Below are 18023 nucleotides of genomic sequence, written 5' to 3' on the forward strand. Positions count from 1 at the left end.
GCCGCCTGTCGCGCCGTCGCCCGATCGCCTCCCCGGTTTGCGCTCAGCCGCAGTCGCGGTGCGACGGCGCGGCCCGCCGCGCGCGAATGTGCCGCGACGGCGCGGTTGACAAGGGGCGATTCGCCAAACGATAGATGCCGCCCAAACCGCTATTCCCGAATGTTTTCCCCGGTGACGGGGCGCCGCGCAAACGGCGACTCGCGCTCGCGCTCCTGGCCGTGCCCGGCCTCGTGCCGGCCGTGTCGTACGCGCAGCTGTCGGGCGCGGCCGCGCAACCGCAGCCGCTCGACTCGCCGTGGGATCTGCGCCTCGCGCCCCAGCTCGAGGATCATCCGCTGAAGGACGGCGCGAAGCCGGCCGCCTTCGTGATCGCCGACCACACGAGCGGGACGGCCGAGCAGGATCTCGCCGCGAAGGGTTCGGCCGAGCTGCGGCGCGGTGACGCCGTCGTGAAGGCCGACGCGATCCACTACGATCAGGATACCGACATGGCCGATGCGTACGGCCAGGTCCGGGTGATCAATTCCGGCACGTCGTTCGCGGGCCCCGAGGCGCACCTGAAGATCGAGGCGAACCAGGGTTTCATGACCGCGCCGAAGTATCACTTCAACGTGACGGGCGGCTCGGGCAGCGCGGAGCGCGTCGACATGGTCGACAACGAGCGCTCGGTGTTCATCAACGGCACCTACACCGCGTGCCAGTGCTCGACGAACCCCGCGTGGTACATCAAGGGCAGCCGCTTCGACTTCGATACGGGCGCCGACGAAGGCACCGCGCGCAACGGCGTGCTGTTCTTCCAGGGCGTGCCGATCTTCGCGAGCCCGTGGATGACGTTCCCGCTGTCGGGCGAACGGCGCAGCGGCCTGCTGCCGCCGACGTTCTCGATGAACTCGAGCAACGGCTTCGAGCTGACGCTGCCGTACTACTTCAACATCGCACCGAACCGCGACCTGACGCTCACGCCGCGCATCATCTCGCGGCGCGGCGTGATGGCCGAGGCGACGTTCCGCTACCTGTCGCCGTCGTATTCGGGCACGTTTACGGCCAATTACCTGCCGGATGACCGGCTCGCGCACCGCAACCGCTACGCGATCTACTGGCAGCACCAGCAGAACTTCGGCGGCGGCTTCGGCGGCTACGTCTACTTCAACAAGGTCTCGGACAACACCTATCCCGAGGATCTCGGTTCGTCGAACCAGTTCATCAACGGGACGCAGACGCTGTACCAGCAGGAAGCGGGCCTCACGTACAACAACGGCCCGTGGTCGGTGCTCGCGCGCTACCAGCACTGGCAGACGCTGCCGCCGTCGATCGCGCCGTACAGCCGCGAGCCGCAGTTGAACGTGAAGTACACGAAGTACAACGTCGGCGGCTTCGACTTCGGCGCGGAAGCCGACTATTCGCGGTTCCGCATCACGACCGCCGATGCGACTCAGGGTGACCGGATCGTCTTCAATCCGTACATCTCGTACGGCGTGTACGGCCCCGGCTACTTCGCCGTGCCGAAGGTCCAGTATCACTTCGCGTCGTACGACCTGAACTACCTGTCGTCGACCACGCCGAACAGCCCGAAGCGCTTCACCGAGTCGATCCCGACCGTGAGCTTCGACTCGGGGCTGATCTTCGACCGCTCGGTGCGCCTGTTCGGCCAGGACTTCATCCAGACCCTCGAGCCGCGCCTGTACTACGTGTACACGCCGTATCGCAACCAGTCGAACGCCCCGCTGTTCGACACCGCGGAATCGGACTTCGGCCTCGCGGAGATCTACCAGCCGAACACGTTCGTCGGCAACGACCGGATCGCCGATGCGAACCGGATCACGGCCGGCCTCACGTCGCGCTTCATCGATCCGCGCACCGGCGACGAGCGTGCGCGCTTCGTGGTCGCGCAGCAGTATTACTTCGCCGATCAGCGCGTTACGCTGAATTCCGGGCAGAGCGCCGTACTGGCGCGCCACTCGGACCTGATCGTCGGCGCCGCGCTGAAGCTCGGCTCGGGCTTCATGTCGGAGACGGCGTTCCAGTACAACCAGAACAACAACCAGCTCGTGAAGTCGAGCGTCGGTTTCGGCTACAGCCCGGGCGAGCGCCGCGTGATCAACGTCGGCTACCGCTATACGCGATCGAACACCACGCTCGACAACCAGCCGATCAACCAGTTCCTGGTGTCCGCGCAATGGCCGCTCACGCGCCGCCTGTATGCGATCGGCCGCTTCAACTACGACCTCGCCGGCGATCGCGTGGTCGACGGTCTCGTCGGCTTACAATACGACGCGGACTGCTGGGCGCTCGGGGTCGGGGTGCAACGGGCTGCGAACGGCATCAATTCGTCGGGACAGCAGAACTCGTCGACGCGATTCATGATGCAGCTGACGCTCAAGGGCCTGTCGACCGTCGACAACGGCCTCGTGTCCGCGTTCCGTGCCGGGGTGCCGGGCTATACGCCGCTGCCGCCGCCGGCGCCGCCGATGTCCCGCTTCAGCAACTACGAGTAACGCCGGCTTGTCTGCACCGGTCAGCACGATTTCAATGGAGTTCCAGTGGCAATGAAGAAAACCCTTCGTTTCGCGGCAGTCGTGTCCAGCCTCGCTGCGGCCGCCGCGCTGCTCGCCGCCGCGCCGGCCGCGGCACAGGCGCTCGGTTCGCAAGGTGCGCGGCTCGCCGACGAAGTCGTCGCCGTCGTCAACAACGACGTGATCACGGGCCGCGAACTCGACCAGCGTGCGGGCCTGATCGCGCGCCGGCTGCAGCAGCAGAACGCGCCCGTGCCGCCGACCGACCAGTTGCGCGCGCAGGTGCTGAACCAGATGGTGCTCGAGCGCATCCAGGTGCAGAAGGCCAAGGACGACGGGATCCGCATCGACGACGCGACCGTGCAGGCCACGCTGCAGCGTCTCGCGCAGGCGAACGGCATGACGCTCGACCAGTACCGCGCGCGTCTCGAAGCGCAAGGCGTGCCCTGGAGTGTGTTCACGGGCGACGCGCGTACCGAGCTGATGCTGTCGAAGCTGCGCGAGCGCGAGGTCGACGGCAAGATCACCGTGTCGGACGCCGAGGTCGCGAACTACATCGCGAGCCAGCGCGGGCCGAACGCGTCGCAGCAGCAGGACCTGCGCTTCCAGCACATCTTCATCAAGGCGCCGACCAACGCGCCGCAGGCCGACATCGAAGCCGCGCAGAAGAAGGCGGACGCGTTGCTGCAGCAGGCGAAGTCGGGTGCCGATTTCGAAAAGCTCGCGAAGAACAATTCGGAAGCGAACGACGCGAAGAAGGGCGGCGACCTCGGCTTCAAGGCGCCGAGCGCGCTGCCGGCCGACGTCGTCGAGGCCGCATCGAAGCTGCGTCCGGGCGAGGTCAACCCGACGCTGATCCGCGTGCCGGACGGCTTCGAGATCGTGCGTCTCGTCGATCGCCGCCAGAGCCAGGGCGCGAGCGCCGCCGCACCGAAGATCGTCCAGACGCACGTGCGCCACATCCTGCTGCGCGTGGGCGAAGGCAAGTCGGAAGGCCAGGCGCGCCAGCAACTGGCCGACATCCGCAACCAGGTCGAGGCCGGCGGCGATTTCGCGAAGTTCGCGCGCACTTACTCGCAGGACGGGTCGGCGTCGCAGGGCGGCGATCTCGGCTGGATCAGCCCGGGCGAGACCGTGCCGGAATTCGAGCGTGCGATGAACAACCTGCAGGATGGCCAGATCAGCCAGCCGATCCGTACCGAATACGGCTATCACCTGATCCAGGTGCTGAGCCGCCGCGAGGCGGAAGGTTCGGTGCAGCAGCAGATGGATATCGCGCGTCAGGCGATCGGCCAGCGCAAGGCCGAGCAGGCATATGCCGACTGGCTGCGCGAACTGCGCGACTCGTCGTACGTGCAGTACAAGATCGGCGGCGTCGGCCCGGCGAACTGAGCGAGCGTTCGATGACCACGCCCGCGCTGCAGATCGCGATCACGACCGGCGAACCCGCGGGGGTCGGCCCCGAGCTGACCGTGCAGGCGCTGCGTGAAGCCGCGCAGCGCTGGCCCGACGCGCATTTCACCGTGCTCGGCGATGCGGCGCTGCTCGATGCGCGTGCGGCGGCCGTCGGCGCCGAGTGGGGCACGCCGGCCGGCGGCGGGCCGGTGTCGGTCGCGCATCATCCGCTCGCGGTGCCCGCGCGGGCGGGCACGCTGGACGCGGCGAACGGCCCTTATGTCCTCGGGCTGCTCGACGCGGCGATCGACGGTGCGCTGGCCGGCCGGTACGATGCGATCGTCACCGCGCCGTTGCAGAAGAGCACGATCAACGATGCGGGCGTGCCGTTTACCGGCCATACCGAATATCTGGCGGAGCGCACGCATACGCCGCGTGTCGTGATGATGCTGGCCGGAACCGGCCCGCAGCCGCTGCGCGTCGCGCTCGCAACCACCCATCTGCCGCTGAAGGACGTATCGGCCGCACTGTCGATCGACGGGCTCGTCGAGACGCTCGCGATCATCGATCGCGACCTGCGGCGCGACTTCGGCCTGGCCGCGCCGCGCATCCTCGTGACGGGCCTGAACCCGCACGCGGGCGAGAACGGTTATCTCGGCCGCGAAGAGATCGACGTGATCTCGCCGGCGCTGGCCCGCGCGAACGCGCAGGGCATTGATGCGCGCGGCCCGTATCCGGCCGACACGTTGTTCCAGCCGCGCCATCTCGCCAGCGCAGATTGCGTGCTCGCGATGTTCCATGACCAGGGTCTGCCCGTGCTGAAGTACGCGACGTTCGGCGAGGGCATCAACGTGACGCTCGGGCTGCCGATCATCCGCACGTCGGTCGATCACGGCACGGCACTCGATCTGGCCGGCACGGGCCGCGCGGACCCGGGCAGCATGATCGCCGCGCTCGACACGGCTGTCACGATGGCGCGCCATCGTCGCACGGCCTGACACGGCCCGGCTTCACCTCATTCGTCGTATTTTTCGTTTTACTGAGTCGATGTCGAACAGCAGACAGCACCAAGGCCATTTCGCGCGCAAGCGCTTCGGGCAGAACTTCCTCGTCGATCACGGCGTGATCGATTCGATCGTTTCGACGATCGGCCCCGCGCGCGGCCAGCGCATGGTCGAGATCGGCCCCGGGCTCGGCGCGCTGACCGAGCCGCTGATCGCGCGCCTCGCGACGCCCGAGTCGCCGCTGCATGCGGTCGAACTCGACCGCGACCTGATCGGGCGGCTGCAGCAACGTTTCGGCGCGCTGCTCGAACTGCATGCGGGCGATGCGCTCGCGTTCGACTTCCGTTCGCTCGCGGCGCCGGGCGACAAGCCGTCGCTGCGGATCGTCGGCAACCTGCCGTACAACATTTCCAGCCCGCTGCTGTTTCACCTGATGACGTTCGCCGATGCGGTCATCGACCAGCACTTCATGCTGCAAAACGAGGTCGTCGAACGGATGGTCGCGGAGCCGGGCACGAAGGCGTTTTCGCGGCTGTCGGTGATGCTGCAGTACCGCTACGTGATGGAGAAGATGCTCGACGTGCCGCCGGAGTCGTTCCAGCCGCCGCCGAAGGTCGATTCGGCGATCGTCCGGATGATTCCGTATGAACCGCACGAACTGCCGGACGTCGATCCCGTGCTGCTCGGCGAAATCGTCACCGCCGCGTTCTCGCAGCGCCGCAAGATGCTGCGCAATACGCTCGGCGACTATCGCGAGACGATCGATTTCGACGCGCTCGGCTTCGATCTCGCACGCCGCGCGGAAGACGTGAGCGTGGCCGAATACGTGGGCGTCGCGCAGGCGCTCGCGGCGGTGCGCAAGGCCGGCTGACGCCGGTTACGCGAGCTGGACCGGATGTGTGCCGAAACGGCTGCCCTGCGAGGCAGCCGTTTTTTATTGCGTGGGCCCGCGCGGATTGCGCGTGGGCGTCATGCGCGCCGCCGCGGCGGCGCGTTGACGAGCGCGATGCCGGCCAGCACGAGCGCGGCCGCGGACATGAAGCGCCAGCCGACCGATTCGCCGAGCAGCAGCACGCCGAACGCGACGCCGAACAGCGGCGACAGGAACGTGAAGACGGACAGCCGCGACGCGCTGTAGCGCGTGAGCAGCCAGAACCACGACAGGTAGCTGACGAACGCGACGATCACCGACTGGTACGCGAGGCTCGCCACCGCGACCGGCGTGACGTGCGCGAACGACACCTGGCCGAACAGCGCGGCAAGCGCGACCAGCACGAGCGCCGATACCGCGAGCTGATAGAACAGCGTCTTGCTCGCGCTCGCCCGTGCGAGCGCTGTTGAGCGCACGACGACGGTCGTCGCGGCCCACATCGCGCCGCCGAGGATCCCGAGCGCGTCGCCGGCAAGCCCCGCCAGCACGGAGGCGCCGGGCGCGCGCGGCTTCAGGAAGCCGTCCGCGAAGGCGAGCGCGATGCCGGCGAAAGCGAGGCCGACACCGGCCCACTGCGTGCGCTGCAGGCGCTCGCCGGGCGCGAACAGGTGCAGGCCGAGCGCGGTGAAGCACGGCGCCGTGTACAGGAAGATCGCCATGTGCGACGCGCTCGTCAGCGTCAGCCCGAAGAACACGCAGACGAATTCACCGGCGAACAGCGCACCGGCCGCGAGGCCCGCGCCGAACGTGCCGTCCGCCTGGAACAGCGGCGTCCCGCGCGAACGGGCCCAGCCCCACAGCAGCAGCGCCGCGATCACCGAGCGCAGCCCGGCCTGGAACATCGGCGCGATCGCGGCGTTCGTGCTCTTGATCGCGACCTGCTGGAAGCCCCAGATCGCGCATAGCAGCAGCATCAGGCCGACGGCGCGGGTGTCGAGCGCGCGGCGCGCGGGGGCGGCGGCGCGTGCGGTCATTGGCGAACCTCACCGGTTCGGTACGGCGGCTGCGGGATCGGGAGGGCGGCGCATCCGGCGCGCTCGAATCGGCGGTTTCGCACGGCAGTGTGGCGGTAGGGAAGGGTAAGGGGTCGCGTTCGGGCGATGGGCCGCATGCCCGTTTTTGGTGCGAGGTGGACGGATGTTACCCGATCGGCGCGGTTTTCCGGTGTGGTGCGCGGAGCGGCCGGCGAGGATGGGGCGTATCGAGTGCGCACCGGCTTTGCGCGTCGGGCCGGACGCGCCGCCAGCGCCCGCAACTCGGCGCCCCCGGCTGGGCGCCCCCGGCTGGGCGCCCCCGGCTGGGCGCCCCCGGCGAATTTCACCCGACTCTGGTAGAGTTCCCGGTTCTGGAAAGTCCCCACAGGAGTACAACACATGCGATTGCTGCATACGATGCTGCGAGTCGGCGATCTCGACCGCTCGATCAAGTTCTACACCGAATTGCTCGGCATGAAGGTGCTGCGCCGCGACGACTATCCGGAAGGCAGGTTCACGCTCGCATTCGTCGGCTACGAGGACGAAAGCACGGGCACCGTGATCGAGTTGACCCACAACTGGGATACGCCGGCTTACGATCTCGGCAACGGCTTCGGCCACCTCGCAGTGGAAGTCGACGACGCGTACGCGGCCTGCGACAGGATCAAGGCGCAAGGCGGCAAGGTCACGCGCGAAGCGGGCCCGATGAAGCACGGCACGACCGTGATCGCGTTCGTCGAGGATCCGGACGGCTACAAGATCGAATTCATCCAGAAGAAGGCGCACTGAGCGCCGGGTGAACCGGGCCGCGGCGCGCGACGTGCGCCGCGGCCGCAAAAAAGGGCGCTGCGGGGGTAACCCGCGGCGCCCTTTTTCGTGGGCGGCGAAGCCGCGCGTCAAAGCGACGGCAGCAGCTCGGGCGGATGATGCTTGAGCGTGTGCCGCGCCTCGCGGAACTCGGGGAAGATCGATTCGACGGTCTGCCAGAAGGCCGGGCTGTGGTTCATCTCGCGCAGGTGCGACAGCTCGTGCGCGACGACGTAGTCGATGATCGACATCGGGAAATGGATCAGCCGCCAGTTCAGGCGAATCTTGCCGTCGCTCGAGCAGCTGCCCCAGCGCGTCGCAGCCGACGACAGCGCGTACATCGAATACGTGACGCCGAGCTTCTCCGCATAGACCGCGAGGCGTTCGCCGAAGATCCGCTTCGCTTCGCCCTGCAGCCAGCCCTGCACGCGATCCTTGATCTGCTGCATGTCGGCCTGCACGGACAGCGGCAGCGACAGCCGCAGCGCATCGGCATCGAACGCGACGGCGCCCGCGCCGAGCGCGATCGTCACCGTCTTGCCGAGATACGGAAGCTGCGCGCCGTCGCGCCAGTCGATCTGCGGCAGCGCGCGCTGCTCGGTGCGCGTCTTCCACTCCGCGAGTTTCGCGAAGATCCAGCGTTGTTTCTCGGAAATCGCGGCTTCGATGTCGGCGAGCGTGACCCAGCGCGGTGCGGTGATCGACAGCCCGCTGCCGTCGATCGTGAAGCCGATCGTGCGGCGCGCGGAGCGCTTCAGCCGGTATTCGAGCACGCGGCTGTCGAGTGCGAACGTACGCACGCGTGAGCGATCGGGCGCCGGGCGCGGATCGAGCGGCGCGGCGGGAGCAGCGTCGGGCGGCGCCGGCGGCGTGGCGGGCGCCGACGGTGCGGCGGCCGGCCCGTCGAAGAGCGGCAGATCCATCTGGCGATGATCGAGGGCCACGACGGCAGGCCGTGGCCGCGGACGCTGTTTCATCAGTTCGCTTCTTTTTGTCGTACGCAACGGCTGCAACCCGGGAACGTCAGGCACGCGCGGCATCGCGCGTGCCGGCATTGCCCGCCTGGCGATACGAATCCGGATCGATCCGGCGCATCTCCGCTTCGATCCATGCTTCGACCTGCGAGTTCAACGCATCGGGCGTCAGCCCTTCGCTCGGAATCGGCTTGCCGATCGACACGGTGACGACGCCCGGGAATTTCGTGAACGAGTTGCGCGGCCACACCCGACCTGCATTGTGCGCGATCGGCACGACGGGCGCACCGGTTTCGATCGCGAAGCGCGCGCCGCCCGTCTTGTACTTGCCCTGCTTGCCGACCGGCGTGCGCGTGCCTTCCGGGAACATGATCATCCATGCGCCTTCCGACAGGCGCTTCTTGCCCTGGCGGATCACCGACGTGAACGCGTTCTTGCCTTCCTTGCGGTTGATGTTGACCATGTGCAGCATCCCGAGCGCCCAGCCGAAGAACGGCACGTACAGCAGCTCGCGCTTGAACACGTAGCAGAGCGGCTTCGGCATCAGCGCCGGAAACGCGAGCGTTTCCCACGCGGACTGGTGCTTCGACAGCAGCACGGCCGGGCCGTCGGGCAGGTTCTCCATCCCTTCGATGCGGTAGCGGATGCCGTTCAGCCAGCGCACGACCCACAGCGTCGACTTGCACCAGCCGGCCGCCATCCAGTAGCGCGCATCGGGGCGCATGAACGGAAAGGCGATGAAGCACGCGGTGGCGTACGGCACCGTGTACACGATGAAGTAGATCAGCAGCAGCAGGGAGCGGATGAAGCGCATCGGCGGAAGTCTGGCGTTGGGGAGAATGCGCGCGGCGGCTGCATCACTCGTGTTCGTGTGAAAGGAAATCGAGCGCAAATGCGCGCAGGTCGTCGTGGACCTTCGTGCCCGGCGGCAGGTTGCCGCCGGCGAGCGTCTTCTTGCCCTTGCCGGTGAGCACGAGGTGCGGCTGGAAGCCGACCGCGACGCCGGCCTGCAGGTCGCGCAGCGAATCGCCGACGACCGGCGTGTGATCGGGATCGAGCTCGAAGCGCTCGGCGATCATCTGCATCATGCCGGGTTTCGGCTTGCGGCAGTCGCAGTGATCCTCGGCCGTGTGCGGGCAGAAGAACACCGCGTCGATGCGCGCGCCGACCGCGGCCGCCGCGCGATGCATCTTCAGATGCATCGCGTTGAGCGCGGCCATGTCGAACAGCCCGCGACCGATGCCGGACTGGTTGGTCGCGACGACCACGCGATAACCGGCGTGGTTGAGCCGGGCGATCGCCTCGAGGGCGCCGGGCAGCGCGATCCATTCGTCGGGCGTCTTGATGAACGCATCCGAATCGACGTTGATCACGCCGTCCCGGTCGAGGACGACGAGCTTTCGGTTGGGGCTGGTCGGCATCGTTCGGCCCTTACGCAGCGAGCTTCGAGATGTCGGCGACGCAGTTCATCTGCTGATGCAGCGCGGACAGCAGCGCGAGACGGTTCGCGCGCAGCGCCGGATCGTCCGCGTTGACCATCACGTCGTTGAAGAACGTGTCGACCGGCGCGCGCAGCGCGGCGAGCGCCGACAGCGCGCCCGTGTATGCACGCGCCTCGAGCTGCGACTGCACGTGCGGCGTCACGGCGGCGAGCTGTTCGTGCAGCGCCTTCTCGGCGGCCTCGACGAGCAGCGCCGGCTGCACCGCGCCGTTCGCGCCGCCTTCCGACTTCTTCAGGATGTTCGAGATCCGCTTGTTCGCGGCCGCGAGCGCTTCCGCTTCCACAAGATGCGTGAATTCGCGCACCGCGTCGAGGCGTGCGACGAGATCGTCGATGCGCGTCGGGTTCAGGCTCAGCACCGCGTCGACTTCGCCGGCCGAGTAGCCGCGCTCGCGCAGCAGGCCGCGCAGGCGGTCCATGAAGAACGCGAGAATCGCATCGGTCGATTCGGCGACGCCCGGCATGCCCTCGAAGCGCGCGTGGGCCGTGCGCAGCAGCGACACGAGGTCGAGCGGCAACTGCTTCTCGAGCAGCAGGCGCAGCACGCCGAGCGCGTGGCGGCGCAGCGCGAACGGGTCCTTCTCGCCGGTCGGCGCGAGGCCGATGCCCCAGATGCCGACGATCGTCTCGAGCTTGTCGGCGAGCGCGACGGCGGTCGACACGGGTGTGGTCGGCAGTGCGTCGCCGGAGAAGCGCGGCTGGTAGTGCTCGGCGCACGCGAGCGCGACGTCGTCGGCTTCGCCGTCGTGGCGCGCGTAGTACGTGCCCATCGTGCCCTGCAGTTCCGGGAATTCGCCGACCATGTCGGTCAGCAGGTCGGCCTTCGCGAGGCGCGCGGCGCGCTTCGCGTGCGCGGCGTCGGCGCCGATCGCGGGCGCGATCTCGCCGGCCAGCGCCTCGAGGCGCTCGACGCGCGCGAGCGCCGAACCGAGCTTGTTGTGATACACGACGTTCGCGAGCAGCGGCACGCGCTCCGCGAGCGGCTTCTTCTTGTCCTGCTCGAAGAAGAACTTCGCATCGGCGAGGCGCGGGCGCACGACGCGCTCGTTGCCTTCGATGATCTCGCCCGGCGTCTTCGTGTCGATGTTCGACACGATCAGGAAGCGCGAGCGCAGCTTGCCGCCGACGTCGGTCAGCGCGAAATACTTCTGGTTCGTCTGCATCGTGAGGATCAGGCATTCCTGCGGCACCTGCAGGAATTCGTCCTCGAAGCGGCACGGATAGACGACCGGCCATTCGACCAGCGACGTCACTTCGTCGAGCAGTGCTTCGGGCATCACGACCGTGTCGCCGTCCGCATGCTCGTTCAGCTGCGTGCGGATCGTTTCGCGGCGGTCGGCGAAGTGCGCAATCACGCGGCCCTTGTCGCGCAGCGTGTCGGCGTACGCGTGCGCATGCTGGATCGCGACGAGGCCGTCGGACAGGAAGCGGTGGCCGAGCGTCGTGTCGCCGGCGTCGATGCCGAACGCGGTCACGGGCACGATGCGATCGTCGTGCAGCACGGTCAGGCGATGCACGGGGCGCACGAACTTCACGTCGGAGCCGTCCGGGCGCTGGTAGGTCATGAACTTCGGGATCGGCAGCTTCGCGAGCGTTTCGTCGAGCGCGGCCTGCAGGCCGTCGGCGAGCGTCGCGCCGGCCGCCGAATAATTGACGAAGAACGCTTCGGCCTTGCCGTCCTGCGCGCGCTCGAGATCGGCGATCGACAGGTTCGGGTGGCCGAGCGCCGCGAGCTTCTTCGCGAGCGGCGCGGTGGGCTTGCCTTCGGCGTCGAGCGCCACCGATACGGGCAGGACCTTTTCGCGGACCTGCTTTTCCGGTGCGACGGCGCGCACGTTCTGCACGACGACGGCGAGGCGGCGCGGCGTCGCGTAGCGTTCGAACACGAGTTCGCCGTCGACGAGGTCGCGCGCGGCGAGGCGTTGCGCGAGGCCTTCGGCGAATGCGTCGCCGAGGCGCGCGAGGGCCTTCGGCGGCAGCTCTTCGGTCAGCAGTTCGACGAGCAGGGGGGCGGGATGATTGTGCGTCATGTTTGGATGAAATCTCGTCTCGTCAGACCTGATCGATGTTGCGTTCGACCTTGAGCGGCGGCACCCATGCCGGCTGTGCGGCGTCCTGGGCGTCGGTGGTGAGGCCCGGCACGCCCGGCGGGTTGCCGAGCATCGGGAAGCCGAGCTTCTCGCGCGAGTCGTAGTAAGCCTGGGCGACGAGACGCGACAGCGCGCGGATGCGGCCGATGTATGCCGCGCGCTCGGTGACCGAGATCGCGCCGCGCGCATCGAGCAGGTTGAACGTGTGGCCGGCCTTCAGCACGAGTTCGTACGCGGGCAGCGCGAGCTGCGCGTCGATCATCTTCTTCGCTTCCGCCTCGTAGCTGTTGAAGAACGTGAACAGCAGGTCGACGTTCGCGTGCTCGAAGTTGTAGGTCGACTGCTCGACCTCGTTCTGGTGGTAGACGTCGCCGTACGACAGGCGGCGCAGCTCGGGGCCGTTCGGGCCGTGCTCTTCCCACTCGGTCCACACGAGGTCGTACACGTTCTCGACCTTCTGCAGGTACATCGCGAGGCGCTCGAGGCCGTACGTGATTTCGCCGAGCACGGGCTTGCATTCGAGGCCGCCGACTTCCTGGAAGTACGTGAACTGCGTGACTTCCATTCCGTTCAGCCACACTTCCCAGCCGAGGCCCCACGCGCCGAGCGTCGGGTTTTCCCAGTCGTCCTCGACGAAGCGCACGTCGTTCTGCTTCAGGTCGAAGCCGAGTGCCTCGAGCGAGCCGAGGTACAGGTCGAGGATGTTTTCCGGCGCCGGCTTGAGCACGACCTGGTACTGGTAGTAGTGCTGCAGGCGGTTCGGGTTCTCGCCGTAGCGGCCGTCCTTCGGGCGGCGCGACGGCTGCACGTACGCGGCGCGCCACGGCTCGGGGCCGACCGCGCGCAGGAACGTGTGGACGTGCGACGTGCCCGCGCCGACTTCCATGTCGATGGGCTGGAGCAGGGCGCAACCCTGCTTGTCCCAGTAGGACTGCAGCGTCAGGATGATTTGCTGAAACGTAAGCATGAAGAGCCTTCGTGGCGCGGGCGCTCCGTTGCGGGCGGCGCTCCGGGCGGGGCCCGGAGGGTCGGCTCGCGCGGCGGCGCGGCTTGTTAGTGTGCTGAAACGCGTAATTTTACCGGATCGGCGGGCGGATGCGGCCGGAACGCGGGCGGGTGCACCGCCCGCCTCGTTCGAGCGGCGTGCGCGGGCGCGGCCGACGCACGCCGGGCAGCCCGCGCGCGGCACGTCGCGACGCGGCGGCCGCACGGTGTCGCACGGTTTCGCGCGGGCGTTAAGATGCGCGTATTGCGGTGCGCGCGACGCGTGCCGCGCCACCGCTTGCCGAACCCGACCGCATGGACGATCCGACCGACATCCTCATTCCGCTGCTTCCGCCTTTCCTCGCGCTGCTCGGGCAGGCCGCCGACGCGCAGGCGCGCGGCGAGCACGCCACGCACGACGTGTGGCTCGCCGCCGCCGCGCACCTGCATGCGGTCGATGACGATGCGCTCGCGCAGCTCACCGGCGTGCTCGTCGCGCGGCAGCGCACGGCCGACGCGGTTGCGCTCGCCGAATGCGCGGCGCGCGTGCGGCCTGGCGCGCCCGCGTATTTCAATCTCGGCTACGCGCTGCAGATGGCCGGCCGTCACGCGGATGCCGTGGCGCCCTATCGCGCGGCGCTGGCGCTCGATGCCGGGCGGCCGTCGCTGCGCAACAACCTCGCGATCGCGCTGCGGCTGTCGGGCGGTGATCGTGCCGAAGAGGTCGCGCTGCTCGACGCGGCGGTACAGGCCGATCCGCGCGACGTGCAGGCGTGGATCAACCTCGTCGTCGCGCGGATCGCGATGCACGACCTGGACGGCGCGCTCGCGTGCGCGGCGCGGCTCGTCGAGCTCGCGCCCGACAACGCGCTCGCGATGAACAACGTCGCGATGGCGATGAAGGAGGCGCAGCGGTGGGACGATGCCGAGCGTTATGCGGCGCGCGCGTGCGAGCTGGCGCCCGACGACGCGTCGTACCGTTTCAACCTGGCGATCATCCAGCTCGTGCGCGGCAATTTCGCGGCCGGCTGGCAGGGCCACGAGGCGCGCTGGGACGGCGCGGGCGAGTTGCGCGGCCGCCGGCCGGCGCTGCCGGGCCCGCGCTGGCAGGGCGAGCCGCTCGCCGGCAAGACGCTGCTGGTGTGGGGCGAGCAGGGGCTCGGCGACGTGCTGCAGTTCTGCCGCTACGTCGTGCCGCTCGCCGAACGCGTGCATCGCGAAGGCGGCCGGCTCGCGTGGAATACGTTTCCGGCGGTCGGCTCGTTGATGCAGCGCAGCCTCGGCGCGCATGCGGACGTGTTCGGCGCGGGGGGCGGCGTCGACGTGCTGCCCGCCTTCGATTACGAAGTCCCGCTGATCGGCCTGCCGCTGATGCTCGGCATGGAGGCGTCGACGCTCGCGTCGTCGGTGCCGTATCTGCGGGCCGATCCGCACGCGCGCGACGCGTGGCGCGCGCGGCTCGCGGGCGAGCGCCGGCTGAAGGTCGGGCTCGTGTGGACGGGCAGCGCGGGGCACCAGCGCAATCCGTTCCGGCGCGTCGGGCTCGAGCGCTATGCCGACGCGTTCCGCGGAATCGACGGCGCCGCGTTCTATTCGCTGCAGCCGGGCGCGGAAGCCGATGTCGAGGCCGCGCGTGCGGCCGGCTTCGCGATTGAGGATTTCACGGGGGAACTGACGAGCTTCGACGAGACGGCCGCGTTCATCGGCGCGCTGGATCTCGTGATCACCGTGTGCACGTCGGTCGCGCACCTGGCGGGCGCGCTCGGCGCGCGCACGTGGGTGCTGCTCGACGTGAATCCGCACTGGCCGTGGCAGCTCGAACGCACGGACAGCCCGTGGTATCCGAGCGCGACGCTGTACCGGCAGGCGGCGTTCGGCGCGTGGGCGCCGGTGATGGAGGCGGTGAGTCGCGACCTGCGGCGTCTGGCCGCGCAGCCGCTTCAGTCGGCAGTGTCGGGCGAGTCGGCCGACTTGTCCCCGCGGGCCTGAGCGCCCGGCCGGCTCGCGACGGCCGTGCCGCTGCATGCAACAGCGGCCGCGCATTGCGCGGCGGCCTCGCGTTGCGTCATTCCGGCTGGTCGTCGCCGTTCTTGCGGCCGTTGCGGCGGCGCAGCCCGGGCCCGAACGTGAAGCCGAACGCGAGCAGCACGAACGACACCGCGAGCACGACGACGTTGCCGCTCGTCACGTAAGGCGTGAACCCGCTCGTGCCTTCGATCCGCACGTCGAGCGAGCCGATCGTGAACGGCTTCAACTGGCCGAGCACGCGGCCGCGCGCATCGATCGCGGCGGTCATCCCCGTGTTGGTCGAGCGCAGCATCGGCCGGCCCGTTTCGAGCGAGCGCATCCGCGCGATCTGCAGATGCTGGTCGAGCGCGATCGTGTCGCCGAACCACGCGAGGTTCGTCACGTTGACGAGCACACCCGGCGGCTGCGGATTGTCGCGGATCGTCGCGGCGATTTCCTCGCCGAACAGGTCCTCGTAGCAGATGTCGGCCATCACCGGCTGGTTGTGCACGAGGAACGGCTTCTGCACGGGCGCGCCGCGCGCGAAGTCGCCGAGCGGCATCTTCATCAGGTTGACGAACCACCGGAATCCCCACGGGATGAATTCGCCGAAGGGCACGAGGTGGTGCTTGTCGTAGTGATAGATGTCGCGCGAATTCGGCGTCACGCCGTACAGGCTGTTCGTGTAGTCGACGTAGTGGCCGTCCTCGGTCACCGATGCGCCGACCGCGCCGAACAGCACGGCCGAGCCCGTCGTGTCGCTGAACTTGCGGATCGCGACGGCGAACGGTTCGGGCAGCTCCTGGATCATCACCGCGATCGCGGTTTCCGGCGTGACGATCAGGTCGGCCGGCTTCTCGATGATCATCTGCGTGTACATCTTGATCGCCGCGTCGATGCCCGCTTCCTCGAACTTGATGTCCTGCTTCACGTTGCCCTGCAGCAGCCGCACGGTGAGCGGCGCGTTCGCGGGCACGGTCCACGTGACCTGCGACAGCCCGAGACCGGCCGCGATCAGCGCGAGCGCGATGCCGGCCGGCGCGGCGATGCGCACGCGTGCAGGCGCGCTGCGGGGTTCGGCAAGCGGCGACGGCCGCGCGGCGGCGAGCGCCTGCACGACGAGCGCGGCGAACAGCGCGAGCACCCACGCAATCCCGTACACGCCGGCGACCGGCGCGAAGCCCGCGAACGGGCCGTCGACCTGTGGATAGCCGCTGGCGAGCCACGGAAAGCCGGTGAACACGGTGCCGCGCAGCCATTCGCCGAGCGCCCATGCGCTCGCGAACGCGAATGCGCCATGCCAGGTCGGCGAGAACGGCCGCGGGTCGGGCGTGCGGCGATGCCACGCATGGCCCGCGCAGAACGACCACAGCCCGGCGGAGAACGCCGGGTACAGCGACAGGTACAGCGCGAACAGCACGAGCGCGCCGCCCGCGAGCGGCGCGGCCATCTCGCCGTACACGTGCATGCTGATGTAGAGCCACCAGATGCCGGTGATGAAGTTGCCGAAGCCGAACGCGCCGCCGGTGAGCGCTGCGCTGCGCCAGCTCGCGGTGCGCGTGAGCTGCGCGAAAAACCAGACGAATACGACGAGTTGCAGCCAGCCGCCATGCGGCGTCGGTGCGAAGCTGAGCGTATTGGCGGCGCCGGCGAGCAGCGCGGCCGGGTAGTGCCAGCGCGGCAGCGCGCGGCCGGGTGTCGGCGCGAGAAGACCGCCAGCCGGGCGGGACAGGATCGGATCGTCCATGTGAAGCGAAAGTGGGCGAGCGGTTGTGGAACGCGCGGCTGGCGCGCGGGGGTCAGTCTTCGTGCGAGGTTTCGGCGCGACGGCTGGCGAGCGGGTTGCGGCGCACCAGCAGCACGTGGACCTGGCGCGCATCGCCGCGCTGGATCTCGAACACGAGGTTGCCGAGCTGCAGCTTCTCGCCGCGATGCGGGACGCGGCCGAAGTGATGCGTGATCAGCCCGCCGATCGTGTCGACTTCGTCGTCGGGGAAATCGGTGCCGAACGTCTCGTTGAACTGTTCGATCTCGGTGAGCGCGCGCACGCGGTAGCGGCCGTCGGGCCCCGAGATGATGTTGCCGGCTTCCTCGTCGAAATCGTATTCGTCCTCGATGTCGCCGACGATCTGCTCGAGCACGTCCTCGATCGTGATCAGGCCCGCGACGCCGCCGTATTCGTCGACGACGATCGCGAGGTGGTTGCGGTTCACGCGGAAGTCGTGCAGCAGCACGTTCAGGCGCTTCGATTCGGGGATGAACACGGCCGGGCGCAGCATCCCGCGCACGTCGAATTCCTCTTCGGCATAGAAACGCAGCAGATCCTTCGCGAGCAGCACGCCGATCACGTTGTCGCGGTTCTCCTCGAACACGGGGTAGCGCGAGTGCGCTTTTTCGAGGACGAACGGGATGAAATCCTCGGGCTTGTCGGCGATGTTGATCGCGTCCATCTGGGCCCGCGGCACCATGATGTCGCGCGCGCACAGATCGGATACCTGGAACACGCCTTCGATCATCGACAGCGAATCGGCGTCGATCAGGTTGCGTTCGTGGGCGTCCTGGAGGATTTCCAGCAGCTCGCCGCGGGATTCGGGCTCGGGCGAGATGAAGTCGGTCAGGCGCTCGAGCAGCGAGCGCTTTTCTTGCGGTTTGTCGGTTGGCTTACGACTGGGATACGAATCGTTCATGGTGGTGCGCCCGGGTCATGCCGGGGCGCGCGGTCACGGAGTAGGCAAGGATACACCAAGGGCACGACGCGACCGTGTCACGCCGGCCGCTCGGCCAGGGTGAGCAGCTCGCGCGGGCCTGCTCGCGGACGGCCGCGCCGGGCACGACGTCGTCCT

14 protein-coding genes are annotated in these 18023 nt (G+C 68.6%); 6 read left to right on the forward strand and 8 right to left on the reverse strand.

The genetic code is table 11. The features are described 5' to 3' along the window. Nucleotides 1–134: 134 nt before the first annotated feature. Genes HWX08_RS13790 through rsmA form a run of 4 tightly spaced genes read left to right on the forward strand, consistent with a single transcriptional unit; the run spans nucleotide 135 to nucleotide 5783 of the window. A complete protein-coding gene (locus HWX08_RS13790; RefSeq protein ID WP_174921049.1) occupies nucleotides 135–2495 on the forward strand; it encodes an LPS-assembly protein LptD in 2361 nt (786 codons plus the stop codon). A gap of 51 nt (nucleotides 2496–2546) precedes the next feature. Continuing rightward, nucleotides 2547–3905 carry a peptidylprolyl isomerase gene (locus tag HWX08_RS13795; RefSeq protein ID WP_069257548.1) on the forward strand — a complete coding sequence of 453 codons (1359 nt, stop codon included), beginning with the start codon at nucleotides 2547–2549 and terminating at the stop codon, nucleotides 3903–3905. Nucleotides 3906–3916: 11 nt separating this feature from the next. Next, the gene (gene pdxA / locus HWX08_RS13800) at nucleotides 3917–4906 is read left to right on the forward strand and encodes a 4-hydroxythreonine-4-phosphate dehydrogenase PdxA (protein WP_174921050.1); all 990 of its coding nucleotides are present in this window, start codon (nucleotides 3917–3919) and stop codon (nucleotides 4904–4906) included. A 49-nt stretch (nucleotides 4907–4955) separates the two neighbouring features. After that, the gene (gene rsmA / locus HWX08_RS13805; RefSeq protein ID WP_069257546.1) at nucleotides 4956–5783 is read left to right on the forward strand and encodes a 16S rRNA (adenine(1518)-N(6)/adenine(1519)-N(6))-dimethyltransferase RsmA; all 828 of its coding nucleotides are present in this window, start codon (nucleotides 4956–4958) and stop codon (nucleotides 5781–5783) included. 98 nt (nucleotides 5784–5881) lie between these two features. Here rsmA and HWX08_RS13810 read toward each other — a convergent pair whose 3' ends face one another. Continuing rightward, on the reverse strand, nucleotides 5882–6817 hold the full coding sequence (locus tag HWX08_RS13810; protein ID WP_069257545.1) for a DMT family transporter: 936 nt from the start codon (nucleotides 6815–6817) through the stop codon (nucleotides 5882–5884). Nucleotides 6818–7216: 399 nt separating this feature from the next. Here HWX08_RS13810 and gloA point away from each other — a divergent pair, with 399 nt between their 5' ends. Beyond that, complete coding sequence (gene gloA, locus HWX08_RS13815; protein ID WP_069257544.1) at nucleotides 7217–7606, forward strand: lactoylglutathione lyase; 390 nt, start codon at nucleotides 7217–7219, stop codon at nucleotides 7604–7606. 107 nt (nucleotides 7607–7713) lie between these two features. Here gloA and HWX08_RS13820 read toward each other — a convergent pair whose 3' ends face one another. From HWX08_RS13820 to glyQ, 5 genes are read right to left on the reverse strand one after another with little or no spacing between them, the layout of a single operon-like run. Next, nucleotides 7714–8601 (reverse strand): M48 family metallopeptidase, encoded by an 888-nt coding sequence (locus HWX08_RS13820; protein ID WP_069258067.1) that lies wholly within the window; start codon nucleotides 8599–8601, stop codon nucleotides 7714–7716. A gap of 46 nt (nucleotides 8602–8647) precedes the next feature. Further along, on the reverse strand, nucleotides 8648–9412 hold the full coding sequence (locus HWX08_RS13825; RefSeq protein ID WP_069257543.1) for a lysophospholipid acyltransferase family protein: 765 nt from the start codon (nucleotides 9410–9412) through the stop codon (nucleotides 8648–8650). A gap of 43 nt (nucleotides 9413–9455) precedes the next feature. Continuing rightward, the gene (gene gmhB / locus HWX08_RS13830; protein ID WP_069257542.1) at nucleotides 9456–10019 is read right to left on the reverse strand and encodes a D-glycero-beta-D-manno-heptose 1,7-bisphosphate 7-phosphatase; all 564 of its coding nucleotides are present in this window, start codon (nucleotides 10017–10019) and stop codon (nucleotides 9456–9458) included. Between the two features lie 10 nt (nucleotides 10020–10029). After that, a complete protein-coding gene (glyS, locus tag HWX08_RS13835) occupies nucleotides 10030–12129 on the reverse strand; it encodes a glycine--tRNA ligase subunit beta (RefSeq protein ID WP_174921051.1) in 2100 nt (699 codons plus the stop codon). Between the two features lie 22 nt (nucleotides 12130–12151). Next, a complete protein-coding gene (gene glyQ, locus HWX08_RS13840; protein WP_076605924.1) occupies nucleotides 12152–13156 on the reverse strand; it encodes a glycine--tRNA ligase subunit alpha in 1005 nt (334 codons plus the stop codon). 332 nt (nucleotides 13157–13488) lie between these two features. On the opposite strand from glyQ, the gene HWX08_RS13845 reads away from it, so the two are divergent. Continuing rightward, complete coding sequence (locus HWX08_RS13845) at nucleotides 13489–15162, forward strand: tetratricopeptide repeat-containing glycosyltransferase family protein (RefSeq protein ID WP_174921052.1); 1674 nt, start codon at nucleotides 13489–13491, stop codon at nucleotides 15160–15162. 76 nt (nucleotides 15163–15238) lie between these two features. Here HWX08_RS13845 and lnt read toward each other — a convergent pair whose 3' ends face one another. Together lnt and HWX08_RS13855 are read right to left on the reverse strand one after the other, a co-directional pair. Beyond that, complete coding sequence (gene lnt, locus HWX08_RS13850; protein ID WP_069257540.1) at nucleotides 15239–16927, reverse strand: apolipoprotein N-acyltransferase; 1689 nt, start codon at nucleotides 16925–16927, stop codon at nucleotides 15239–15241. A gap of 52 nt (nucleotides 16928–16979) precedes the next feature. After that, a complete protein-coding gene (locus HWX08_RS13855; RefSeq protein ID WP_069257539.1) occupies nucleotides 16980–17867 on the reverse strand; it encodes an HlyC/CorC family transporter in 888 nt (295 codons plus the stop codon). Nucleotides 17868–18023 lie beyond the last annotated feature (156 nt).

It is taken from the genome of Burkholderia metallica, assembly GCF_902832845.1.
GTDB lineage: Bacteria > Pseudomonadota > Gammaproteobacteria > Burkholderiales > Burkholderiaceae > Burkholderia > Burkholderia metallica.

Excerpts from the sequence above, each read along its gene's own strand:
- HWX08_RS13810 (WP_069257545.1), bottom strand. The coding sequence starts at position 6,817 with ATGACCGCACGCGCCGCCGCCCCCGCGCGCCGCGCGCTCGACACCCGC.
- rsmA (WP_069257546.1), top strand. The coding sequence starts at position 4,956 with ATGTCGAACAGCAGACAGCACCAAGGCCATTTCGCGCGCAAGCGCTTC.
- HWX08_RS13825 (WP_069257543.1), bottom strand. The coding sequence starts at position 9,412 with ATGCGCTTCATCCGCTCCCTGCTGCTGCTGATCTACTTCATCGTGTAC.
- HWX08_RS13845 (WP_174921052.1), top strand. The coding sequence starts at position 13,489 with ATGGACGATCCGACCGACATCCTCATTCCGCTGCTTCCGCCTTTCCTC.
- gmhB (WP_069257542.1), bottom strand. The coding sequence starts at position 10,019 with ATGCCGACCAGCCCCAACCGAAAGCTCGTCGTCCTCGACCGGGACGGC.
- HWX08_RS13790 (WP_174921049.1), top strand. The coding sequence starts at position 135 with ATGCCGCCCAAACCGCTATTCCCGAATGTTTTCCCCGGTGACGGGGCG.
- glyQ (WP_076605924.1), bottom strand. The coding sequence starts at position 13,156 with ATGCTTACGTTTCAGCAAATCATCCTGACGCTGCAGTCCTACTGGGAC.
- HWX08_RS13855 (WP_069257539.1), bottom strand. The coding sequence starts at position 17,867 with ATGAACGATTCGTATCCCAGTCGTAAGCCAACCGACAAACCGCAAGAA.
- gloA (WP_069257544.1), top strand. The coding sequence starts at position 7,217 with ATGCGATTGCTGCATACGATGCTGCGAGTCGGCGATCTCGACCGCTCG.
- HWX08_RS13820 (WP_069258067.1), bottom strand. The coding sequence starts at position 8,601 with ATGAAACAGCGTCCGCGGCCACGGCCTGCCGTCGTGGCCCTCGATCAT.
- HWX08_RS13795 (WP_069257548.1), top strand. The coding sequence starts at position 2,547 with ATGAAGAAAACCCTTCGTTTCGCGGCAGTCGTGTCCAGCCTCGCTGCG.
- pdxA (WP_174921050.1), top strand. The coding sequence starts at position 3,917 with ATGACCACGCCCGCGCTGCAGATCGCGATCACGACCGGCGAACCCGCG.
- lnt (WP_069257540.1), bottom strand. The coding sequence starts at position 16,927 with ATGGACGATCCGATCCTGTCCCGCCCGGCTGGCGGTCTTCTCGCGCCG.
- glyS (WP_174921051.1), bottom strand. The coding sequence starts at position 12,129 with ATGACGCACAATCATCCCGCCCCCCTGCTCGTCGAACTGCTGACCGAA.